The following is a 10,433-nucleotide window of genomic DNA, read 5'->3' as shown; positions in this document are numbered from 1 at the left end:
TCGCCGAAACGCCGAGCCGTCAAAAGCGGTGACGGCCGCTGGTGGACACTGGGATACTCTCCACGACGCTGTCGAAGCTCGCCGGTGAAAGGGATGCGCATCGTGAGGATCATCCGGACGTTCGCCGCAGTCGCGATCAGTGCGTGCGCTTCGGTCGGGCTCGCAGGTCCCGCCGCGGCCGACAACCCGCCGCCGCACCCCCAGGTGTTGGAGGGTGCCTACGACTACATCGAGAACGGCAAGAAGATCGGCACCTGGGAGATCTATCCCACGTGCGTGCCCACGGTCGGGGATCTGCGCGAGCCGCTCTACATTCCTGTCGGCTGCACCCTGCACGTCGCTCCGTCGGAAGACGTCACCGGCGGCAATGCGGTGATGACCAGCGGGGTGTGGCAATTCAGCACGCCCAAACGCAAAGGAATCCAGTGCCCCGACGGCAGTTGGGAGCAGGTCACCGAGACCATCAAGTTCGATCCCATCGCGTTGACCGGAACGCGCAAGGTGCTCACCACCGCCAACCCGGAGTGCAACCTGCGACCGTCGATGACCGACTTCCCGTTCACCCTCGTCAGGTCTGGACAGCTGCCGATTCCGGTCGATCGCTACCCGTTGATATGTGAGCCCGGTGGGCTCCGACGCTGCTTTTAGTGTGCGACGGTTCGTGAAGTGCCCGACGGCAAGGTCGTCGACCTGACCGGTCCCGGCCTGACCGACCGGTGGGGCGTGACCTGCACCGACCTGGGGCCGTCGGTGGTGGCGCCCAACGGCAAGCTGGTGTCGGTCTTCGGCGACACGTTCTCCGGACCGAAGGTCGGCGAGGGCGACTGGCGCTCGCCTGTCGTGCTGATCGGCACCGGCGACGCTGACCACGCGATCGTTTACGAACGCGCCGGTGGGGCGGATCCCGACTACGCCCATCAGCTCTGGCACTACATTCACGACGCCCCGCCGGGGTGGACCCGCGGCGGAATCAGCACCGTGCTTCCGTCGGACCTGTTGCGCGTGGGTGACTCGATCTATCTGCACGCGATGGTCAATCGGGGGTTTCCCCGGGTCATCTGGACCGAGATCTGGCGTTCCGACGACAGCGGGATCTCGTGGACGCACATGGGGGAGGGCGCCAAGTTCCCGGCGAACCTGCATGGCGGGCTCGGCCAGTGCTGGTCGTGGGACTACGACCCCGACGACGGCTGGGTATACGTGGTCGCCACCTCATTTCGACGGGATAAGGGCATTGTCCTGATGCGGGTCCGGCCGGATGACATCGGGAACCGGAGCCGTTATGCCAGTTGGGGATTCATCTCCGGCCGCTGGCAGTGGGGAACGACGGCGACGCCCATCACCCCGGCAGGGGAACGGTGGGGGGAGCTGACGTTTCGCCGGATCGAGCAAGGCAAGTGGGTTCTCGGGGGGTTCCTGGCCTCGCACTACGCGCTGGGGTACCGGGTGGTGAGCTCACCAGTGGCCAACATGCACACCGCGGCGATCCAGTCGCCGGTTGTCGGGTGCGCATGGGACTGCGAGAACCATCAGAAATGTGCGGTTGCGCAACTGTACGGCGGCTATGTGCTGCCGGGATCGCGCTTCGACCTCGACGGCGGTATGGGGCTGATCGTGTCGCAGTGGCACACCGTCGCCGGGTGGCCCTACCGGGTCATGCAGTTCAAGGCCACGCTGGCCGACAGCACGACGACCGAGCATGAACCGGACCCGATCAACCTGTGAGGGTGCTCAGCACTGCCACCATCAATGCGGGTTGCACGGCGATCATTCCCGTTAGGGTCGACGCGTGGCCACTGACTCTTCGAAGAAGCGCATCGTCGTGTGGGGCACCGGATTCGTCGGCACGATGGTAATCGCCGAGATCGTCAAGCACCCGCTGTTCGAGTTGGTCGGTGTCGGAGTGAGCAATCCCGACAAGGTGGGCCGCGACGTCGGCGACATCTGCGGCCTGGGACATTCACTCGGGCTGGCCGCCACCGACGACATCGACGCCCTGATCGCACTGAAACCCGACGCGCTGGTGCACTACGGCCCCACCGCGGCGCAGGCCGGCGCGAACATCGAAACGATCACCCGGTTCCTGCGCGCCGGCATCGACGTGTGTTCGACCGCGATGACTCCGTGGGTGTGGCCGACGATGCACCTCAACCCGCCCGACTGGATTCAACCGGTCACCACGGCGTGCGAACTGGGCGAGTCGTCGTGTTTCACCACCGGCATCGATCCCGGCTTCGCCAACGACCTGTTTCCGATGACGCTGATGGGCCTGTGCTCCGAGGTGCGCAAGGTGCGGGCGTCCGAACTGCTGGACTACACCGACTACACGGGCGACTACGACTTCGAGATGGGTATCGGCAAGTCGCCCGACTACAAGCCGCTGCTCGAGCATCCCGACATATTGATAATGGCCTGGGGCGCAACGGTTCCGATGATCGCACACGCGGCGGGCATCATGCTCGACGAGATCACCACGACGTGGGACAAGTGGGTGACACCCACCGACCGCAAGGCCGCCAAGGGCGTCATCGAGGCGGGCAACGTCGCGGCCGTCCGCTTCACCATCAACGGCGTCTACCGAGGCGAGACCCGCATTCAGTTGGAACACGTCAACCGGATCGGCAGCGACGCCGCGCCCGACTGGCCGACAGGCAACCAGGACGACGTGTACCGCGTGGAGATCGAGGGGACGCCGAGCATCTTTCAGGAGACGGCGTTCCGCTTCACCGACGGCTCTGGCCGCGACGCCGCCGCGGCGGGCTGCCTGGCGACCGGCCTGCGCGCGCTCAACGCGGTACCGGCGGTCAACGGGCTCTCGCCGGGTTGGGTCACCGCGCTCGATTTGCCACTGATACCTGGCAAGGGAACCATTCGCTGAGTAACACTATTGTCGGCCGATCAGATGGATAACCGGATAGGCGATCGAGCAGGACAGGAAGACATGTCTGACGGGGTAGGGCTGTCGGTCGGAGCGACCAGGCTGGCAGCCGTCGTAGTGGGGCGGACCGCGGTGACGCGTTCGCCGGTGTTGACGCGCTTCGCGCACCGGGCGCCCGAGGTCGGAGTGCCCAGCGAGAACCCGAACCTGACCGAGCGTGGGCTGATCATCACCGACTTCGTCGACCGGGTCGGTGACCCCGTCGACATCGTCGCCGCCGACGGGTCCTCGCACCGCGCCGACGGAGTCCTCGCCGACGCGCTGCGGGCGCTGCTGATCACGCTCGGTAGCGGCAGGCCACCCACCGACCCCGTCGCGGTGACGTATCCGGCACATTGGCGTCCCGCCGCCGTCGACGCGCTACGCAACGCCCTGTCGGCGATCCCGGAATTCCAGCGGCCAAAGGCGGCGCCCGTCTTGTCCGACGTCGCTGCGGCGGTCAAGGCCCTGCAGGACGACCCCGGACTGCCCACGCGGGGCGTCATCGCCGTGTGTGACTTCGGCGGCACCGGCACCAGCATCACGCTGGTCGATGCCGCCAACGGATACGCGCCGGTCGCGCCGACGGTACGCCACACCGACTTCTCCGGCGACCTAGTGGATCAGGCGCTGCTGACGCACGTGATCGACGACCTGTCGTCGGCGGGCACCATCGACCTGACCGGGACGTCGGCCATCGGGTCGCTGTCGCGGCTGCGTGCGCAATGCCGCGGGGCCAAGGAGCGGCTGAGCACGTCGGGCGTCACCTCGCTGGTGGCCGAGCTGCCGGGGCACCGGAGCGAACTCCGGTTGACGCGTAATGAACTCGACGAGGTGATCCGCCGGCCCCTCGACGAATTCATCGTTGTACTGCAGGAAACGTTGGACCGCAGCGGAATTCGAGGCGGTGCGCTTGCCGCGGTCGCGACCGTGGGTGGCGGTGCGCGCATTCCGATCGTCACCACCGCCCTGTCTGAGACCTTCAAGGTTCCCGTCGTCACGACGGCGCAGCCCGAACTGTCCGCGGCGATCGGCGGCGGGCTTGCGGCCGCGCGAGGCACAGCCGAGGACGGGATGACCGCGATGGCCGCCGCACCCGGTGTTGCTGCCGCCGCAGGGGCCGCCACCATGATGGCGCCCGAGGTCGGCCTCGCTGCTGACGAGATGGCGCCGCAGTCGAGCACGTTCGGCGCGCTCGCGTGGTCGGACGCCGACGATGTTCCCGACGTCTCGCCGACCGACCCCTATGACTACTCGGCGCCGGCCGACGCCGGGGCGGACGTCGTTCGCCCTCAGATGCAGTTCGAGCGCGAACCTCACGATCCGCCGGCCGCCCCGATCCCGTGGTACCGCCGTCCGGCGGTGGCGATGGGAACCGGCCTGGTGGTGCTGGTGGCAGCGCTCGGGGCCGCTGCGCTGTACGTCATGCGCGACGACACGGCGCCCACGCCTGCGTCGACCACCGCACCCGTGAGCACCACGACGGCGGCTCCGCCTGCCACGTCCGCTGCGCCCCCTCCGCCCGCCCCTCCGCCGGCGACGCAGGCTCCGCCGCCGCGGACCAGGACGGTGTATCAGGCGCCGCCGCGGCAGACGGCCACCGCTCCGCCGCCCACGCAGGAGCCGCCTCCGCCGCCCCCGCCGGAGAGTCCGTCCCCGCCGCCACCGACGTCGGAACCCCCGCCGCCGCCGCCTCCGACGACGCAGCCGCCGCTGATTCCGACGCTGCCGTACGAGACGATTCCGGGCCTGCCGTTTGTGCCTGCGCCGATTCAGCCGCCGCCGGCTCCCTGAGGCCTGCGCACTCCAGTCACCGGCGATCGCGGCAGCCGACCAGCGCGCGAGTGGCCGGTGAGCCGATCACCGTCGACGACGACATCGAAATCCAGGTTGAGTCTCATCGGTTTGGTGACGGACTGGCGCCACGTAACTCGTTGTCCCGCAACGACGATGTCGCGCAGCGGCACGGTTTCACCTTTGCCTGTCGCGGTGCCGTCCACGCGGCCGTCGATCTCGCTGAAGGTGTAGACGACAGCCAGAGAGGCGATCGGCGTCTTGATCGTTACGTCCCAGTCGCCGCCGATGCTCACGGTGACCACACCGTCCCGCGCCGCTCGTAGCCGAACAGCGACTCGACGGCCAGCGCGACGTCGGCACCGTACGTCCGCTGCAACAGGTGCAGGCCGAGGTCGAGGCCCGACGTGACCGCACCCGCCGTGACCAGGTCGCCGTCGTCGACGACCCTGGCGTGCACCGCATCGACCCCGGTGGCCTCGAGGACATCCATGCCGAGGTGGTGGGTCACCGCGCGACGCCCCTCGATGAGTCCGGCCATGGCCAGCGCCAGCGAGCCGCCGCAGACGGTCGCCACGGTGATGTCCGGATTGACCATTGCCTCGCGGATCAACGGGATCGCGGCCGTCTCACCGAATCGGGCGAGCAACACCGGGATGGTCGCGACCTCGTCGGGGTCGCCGTCGATGGGTCCGGACGCGCCCGGCACGATGACGAACCCCGCCCTGGACGGGTCCAGCCGACCAGTGGCCTGCAGCACCAGGCCGCGGGTACCGCTGATCACCGGCCGCGGCCCTTCGGCGGTCACCAACTCGACGTCGAGGTCGCCGCCCACCGTGTCGCCGCCGGCGGCGAGCACCTCGAATGGCGCGATCACATCAAACGGGTCGAAGCCGTCGAACAAGGCGATTTGCGCGTACACCCGGTCATCGTCTCGGGGATCCGCCGTCCGAGGCTAGTGGCCAGATCGCCAGCAAGCGACGGGATATTGCCACCGCGCCTGTTATCGTCCAGCTATGCACACCGTCGCAGTGCTCGCCCTTCCCGACGTCATCGGTTTCGACCTCTGCCTGCCCGTCGAGACGTTCGGTCGGGTTCAATTGGCTTGCGGCGAAAGGGGTTACCGGGTGGTGGTGTGCGGGACAGAACCGGTGGTCTCCGCTGGGCCGATGCGAATCGCCACCGACCACGGCCTGGACATCCTGGCGGATGCGGACACCATCGTCGTACCAGGGTGCAACACCGTCTCCGCTGGGCTCGGCGACGATGTGGCCGACGCGCTGAAGTCGGCGTTCGTCGCGGGCACGCGGATCGCCTCCATCTGCACGGGGGCGTTCACACTGGCGGGCGCCGGATTGCTGGACGGCCGACGGGCGACGACGCACTGGCTTGCCGCGGATGCCTTTCGGGCAGCCTTTCCCGCGGTGCAGCTGGACCCCGATGTGCTCTACGTCGACGAAGGGCAGGTGCTGACCTCGGCGGGCGCGTCGGCAGGAATGGACCTGTGCCTGTACATGATCGCGTGTGACTACGGCTCGGCGGTCGCGGCGGACGCCGCCCGGATGGCGGTGGCGCCCCTGCATCGCAGCGGCGGACAGGCACAGTTCATCATGCGAAATCGCGCGCCCATCAAGCACATTGCCGAACGCACGTCGCTCGACGACGTGTTGGCTTGGATCGAGCGGGAGGCGCACCGGGAGTTGACACTGCGCGACATCGCCGAGTGCGCCGCGATGAGTATCCGCACCCTGAACCGGCGATTTCAGGCCGAGACGGGGCAGACGCCGATGCAGTGGGTGACCGGCGTCCGGATCCGGCACGCGCAGCAGCTGCTCGAGACGACGCCGTACGGTGTGGAACGCATCGGCATGCAGGTGGGTTTCAGTTCGCCGGCGAACTTCCGCGAGCAGTTCCGGCGGCTCACGGGCGTTGCGCCGCAGAGCTACCGGACAACTTTCCGCGCACGCGAGGAGCGAAACAAAGAGGGCGCACGCGAGGAGCGAAACAAAGAGGGCGCACGCGAGGAGCGAAACAAGGAGGGCGCACGGTTGGCCGGCTGACTACTTCGGCCGCTTGACCAACACCAGGTGCGCCAGCGGAATCTGGATCTGCTCGGGCGCGGCGGCCAGGTGCGCCGCGACACCGGCCTCCAGCCGATCGAAGAACTGTGCGGTCCGCGGGCCGGTGATGCCGCCTTCGAGCGCGCTTGCCAGCGCCGGGAACACCGACGCCCGCAGGAAAGCGGCCCAGTGCGCTCCGAATGCCTTCGCATCTTTGTCTTTTCGATACTGCTCCCAGTACCGGTCCTCGGCGTCGAACAACTCCAGGTGTTCGATCTCGAGCCGCTCGAAGCGGCCCTTCGGTGCGAATGGGGCCAGAAAGTCGGCCTCGCGGCGCGCGACGGTGGGGATGCACATCCGGTGCGCTTCGTCGGCGGTGAGCAGACCCTCGGAGGTCAATTCGTCGATGACGTCCATCAACGCGGCCAGCACAGGGCGGTAGCCGAAGTCGCCGTCGTCGTCGACGGCCATGGTCATGATCACCAGCCGCCCGCCAGGGCACAGCTCGCGGCCGCGGAACGCGATGAACTCGTGCCAGTCGCGGGCCGCCTGCTTGGCGTAGGTGTCGCGGGTCTTCGCGTCGTGGCTGTAGGCAACCTGCACGTGGTCGGGAATGGGGGCGGGCACCCGGCTGAGCCATTGGATGGCCCAGGAGCTCCAGCCCAGATTCACGCTGTTGGACGGAATGATCTGCGAGTAGAACGACCGGCCGACGGCCGAGGCGAACGTTGCCGCATCCTTGCGCAGGTAAGAGTCCGGATCGTCACACAGTGTGGCGAACATCGCGGTGAAGTCGTTTCCCGGCACATCGGTATGGGCCACCAGGATCGAATGGTCGGCCCGAGTACGCTTGCGCAGCACCGAGACCGCGGCACACACCGGCAGTAGGGAATTGTGCCCTGTCGACGCGCCGTAGTCGGCGATGACGATGGGTTGCGGCGGTGTCGGCAGCGGCACCTCGGCGGCCGCTTCCTCGAAGAGCGCGATCGCGGGCCGCAGACCTGCGGCCTGCAGTCGCGAACTCGCCGTGTAGGACTCGCTCTCCAACGGTTGGGGCCGCACGACGATGCTTGACTCAGGCATCGTGACCTCCGGGGTGTGCGGGCTGACGTTCACCTGCGACGGTAGTCCTCGCACCGGCCGGGCGCCGCCGTCCTTGTGACAAAATTCGCCCATGACGCTCGCGCCGCGTATCGCCATCGGAGCTTCGGTCCTGACGCTGGTCGCCGCGATCATCGGCTTCGTCGTCGTGATCATCCTGAATGCGTTCGTGCTCGACGAGTACGACGCCTACGGCGAGGTCGCGATCCCGGGCGCTGGCACGGTCGAACTGCCTGAGGGCGAGGTGACGATCAGCTTTCACACGTTGATCACGGGTCGTCCCTCCGGCGGAGGGCTGCCGGTGCCGGATCTGCAGCTGTCGATCACCCCGCCCGAAGGCGCCCCGGATCCGCGGTTGGCCGAGAGCTTCGGCAGCACAACGACAGTCAACAACGACGCTCGCGTTCAGGTGTGGCAGGCACAGGTCTACGAGGCGGGCACCTACGGGATCGTCGCCGACGGCGAGGTCGGCGGCTACATCCAGCCGAGGTTGGCGTTCGGCAAGGACGGCTCGATGTACTGGCTGCTGTGGGTGTTCGGTGGGCTGTTCGGGATAGGCCTGCTGGAGTTGACCGCGTCGTTGATGTGGGCGGGCAGGGCAGGCAAGAAGACCAGGCCGCTCACGCCGCAGGAGCTGTCCACCCTCGACACGCCGACGTGGGCGCCGTCGCCGACAGTCAGCTATCCGCCGAGCGACCAGGGCGTGCGGCTCGAGCAGTTGAAGACGCTTGCGGCGCTGCGAGACTCCGGCGCGCTCACCAATGACGAGTTCGAAGCGGAGAAACGCCGCATCCTCGAATGGGGCCACAGCGGCAGCTAGGGGACTAGGACCCGCGAGCGACCCATTCGTCGTAGTGCACGATTTCGTCGCCGACGGTCGTCGTGTCCCCGTGGCCGGTGTAGACGATGGTCTCGCCCGGCAACTTGCCGAGTCGACCTGAGATCGACTCCAGAATCGTCGGGAAATCCGAGTATGAGCGACCCGTCGCGCCGGGGCCACCCTGGAACAACGTGTCGCCGCTGAACACCGCATTGAGGTCGGGCGCGTGCCAGCACACCGATCCCGGCGAGTGGCCCGGCGTATGCAGCGCGCGCAACTCGATGCCGCCGACACGGAGGGAGTCGCCGTCGCTGACAGCGCGGAAGTCCTTCTCGGGATGCGTCATCCGCCAGAGGACCTCGTCGGCTGAATGCATCAGTACGGGCGCGTCGAGCGCCTTACCCAGTTCGGGAGCCACCGTCACATGGTCGTTGTGGCCGTGGGTGCACACCACCGCCACCACGTGGCGACCGCCGACGGACATCACGATCGGGCCGGCGTCATGGGCCGCGTCGAACACGACGACCTCCGAGTCGTCGCCGACGACCCAGATGTTGTTGTCGACTTCCCAACTGCCACCGTCGAGTTCGAAGGTGCCGTGGGTGACGACGCGCTCGATGGGGTTGCTCACAGGACCACCACCGATCGCAGCACCTCGCCGTTGTGCATCTTGTGGAACGCCTCCTCGATGCCATCGAGTCCGATGCGTTCGGACACGAATTTCTCCAGCGGAAGCCGACCCTGCAGATAGAGGCTGATCAGGGTGGGGAAGTCCCGTTCGGGCAGACAGTCGCCGTACCACGACGACTTCAGTGACCCGCCACGCGAGAAGAAGTCGATCAGGGGCATCTCGAGCGTCATGTCCGGCGTTGGAACACCTACCAGCACAACGGTTCCCGCGAGATCACGTGCGTAGAAGGCCTGCTTCCAGGTCTCCGGTCTGCCCACCGCGTCAATCACCACGTCGGCGCCGTTTCCGTCGGTGAGGTCGGCAATGGTCTCCACCGGATCGAGCTCACGGGCATTGATGGTGTGGGTGGCGCCGAAGTCGCGGGCCCAGTCCAGCTTCTTGTCATCGGTGTCGACGGCGATGATGCGCTTGGCGCCGACCAGTCGAGCACCCGCGATGGCCGCGTCACCGACTCCGCCGCAGCCGATCACCGCGACCGTGTCATCGCGGTTGATGCCGCCGGTGTTGATCGCTGCGCCGATGCCCGCCATCACGCCACACCCCAGCAGCCCGGCGACCGCGGGGTCCGCAGCCGGATCGACCTTGGTGCACTGCCCCTCGTGGACCAGCGTCTTGTCCGCGAACGCGCCGATGCCCAGTGCCGCGGTCAGCTCGGTCCCGTCGGTCAGCGACATCGGCTGCGCGGCGTTGAAGGTGTCGAAGCACAGGTGCGGCCTGCCGCGCTTACAGGCCCGGCACTGGCCGCAGACCGCGCGCCAGTTGAGGATCACGAAGTCACCGGGCTCGACGTTGGTCACGCCCGACCCCACCGATTCCACTGTGCCCGCGGCCTCATGGCCGAGCAGGAACGGGAATTCGTCGTTGATGCCGCCCTCCCGGTATGTCAGGTCGGTATGGCACACCCCGCACGCGATGACGTCGACCACCACTTCGCCCGGCCCCGGATCGGGGATGACGACGTCCACCACCTCGACCGGCTCACCCTTCTTTCGGGAGATCACACCGCGCACCGTTTGACTCATGCGTACAACCTAATAGCTCAAATGCGCG

At 67.6% G+C, this 10,433-nt stretch carries 11 protein-coding genes; 6 read left to right on the top strand and 5 right to left on the bottom strand.

All coding sequences use genetic code 11. From position 1 onward, the window contains the following. Window positions 1–93: 93 nt before the first annotated feature. From N4S67_RS17980 to N4S67_RS17965, 4 genes are all read left to right on the top strand, one after another. Complete coding sequence (locus tag N4S67_RS17980) at window positions 94–648, top strand: hypothetical protein (RefSeq protein WP_313959959.1); 555 nt, start codon at window positions 94–96, stop codon at window positions 646–648. A gap of 18 nt (window positions 649–666) precedes the next feature. Continuing rightward, window positions 667–1,725 (top strand): DUF4185 domain-containing protein, encoded by a 1,059-nt coding sequence (locus tag N4S67_RS17975; RefSeq protein WP_260994359.1) that lies wholly within the window; start codon window positions 667–669, stop codon window positions 1,723–1,725. Between the two features lie 124 nt (window positions 1,726–1,849). Next, window positions 1,850–2,878, top strand: a complete 1,029-nt coding sequence (locus N4S67_RS17970; RefSeq protein WP_390893446.1) for an NAD(P)H-dependent amine dehydrogenase family protein — start codon at window positions 1,850–1,852, stop codon at window positions 2,876–2,878. Window positions 2,879–2,941: 63 nt separating this feature from the next. After that, a complete protein-coding gene (locus N4S67_RS17965; protein ID WP_260994357.1) occupies window positions 2,942–4,711 on the top strand; it encodes an Hsp70 family protein in 1,770 nt (589 codons plus the stop codon). Here the strand turns inward: N4S67_RS17965 and N4S67_RS17960 are convergent. Both N4S67_RS17960 and N4S67_RS17955 read right to left on the bottom strand, forming a co-directional pair. Then, window positions 4,690–5,007: a hypothetical protein gene (locus N4S67_RS17960; protein WP_260994356.1), complete on the bottom strand. Its 318-nt coding sequence runs from the start codon at window positions 5,005–5,007 to the stop codon at window positions 4,690–4,692. The genes N4S67_RS17965 and N4S67_RS17960 overlap by 22 nt on opposite strands. Next, window positions 5,004–5,633, bottom strand: a complete 630-nt coding sequence (locus N4S67_RS17955; RefSeq protein WP_260994355.1) for a DJ-1/PfpI family protein — start codon at window positions 5,631–5,633, stop codon at window positions 5,004–5,006. Before N4S67_RS17955 ends, N4S67_RS17960 begins: the two co-directional genes overlap by 4 nt. Before the next feature lie 94 nt (window positions 5,634–5,727). On the opposite strand from N4S67_RS17955, the gene N4S67_RS17950 reads away from it, so the two are divergent. Then, window positions 5,728–6,771 carry a GlxA family transcriptional regulator gene (locus N4S67_RS17950; RefSeq protein ID WP_260994354.1) on the top strand — a complete coding sequence of 348 codons (1,044 nt, stop codon included), beginning with the start codon at window positions 5,728–5,730 and terminating at the stop codon, window positions 6,769–6,771. On the opposite strand, the gene N4S67_RS17945 is transcribed toward N4S67_RS17950, so the two are convergent. After that, window positions 6,772–7,854, bottom strand: coding sequence for a class I SAM-dependent methyltransferase (locus N4S67_RS17945; protein ID WP_260994353.1), 1,083 nt, complete (start codon window positions 7,852–7,854; stop codon window positions 6,772–6,774). It lies immediately after the preceding gene. 91 nt (window positions 7,855–7,945) lie between these two features. On the opposite strand from N4S67_RS17945, the gene N4S67_RS17940 reads away from it, so the two are divergent. Beyond that, window positions 7,946–8,692: an SHOCT domain-containing protein gene (locus N4S67_RS17940; RefSeq protein ID WP_260994352.1), complete on the top strand. Its 747-nt coding sequence runs from the start codon at window positions 7,946–7,948 to the stop codon at window positions 8,690–8,692. A 4-nt stretch (window positions 8,693–8,696) separates the two neighbouring features. On the opposite strand, the gene N4S67_RS17935 is transcribed toward N4S67_RS17940, so the two are convergent. Both N4S67_RS17935 and N4S67_RS17930 read right to left on the bottom strand, forming a co-directional pair. After that, window positions 8,697–9,323 (bottom strand): MBL fold metallo-hydrolase, encoded by a 627-nt coding sequence (locus N4S67_RS17935; protein ID WP_260994351.1) that lies wholly within the window; start codon window positions 9,321–9,323, stop codon window positions 8,697–8,699. After that, window positions 9,320–10,405 carry an S-(hydroxymethyl)mycothiol dehydrogenase gene (locus N4S67_RS17930; RefSeq protein WP_260994350.1) on the bottom strand — a complete coding sequence of 362 codons (1,086 nt, stop codon included), beginning with the start codon at window positions 10,403–10,405 and terminating at the stop codon, window positions 9,320–9,322. The genes N4S67_RS17935 and N4S67_RS17930 overlap by 4 nt, the downstream gene beginning before the upstream one ends. Window positions 10,406–10,433: the final 28 nt, after the last annotated feature.

It is taken from the genome of Mycobacterium deserti, assembly GCF_025345615.1.
In the GTDB taxonomy this organism is placed as follows: Bacteria; Actinomycetota; Actinomycetes; order Mycobacteriales; family Mycobacteriaceae; genus Mycobacterium; species Mycobacterium deserti.
The sequence above is the reverse complement of the archived record's forward strand: the minus strand, read 5'-3'. Positions and strand labels throughout refer to the sequence as shown.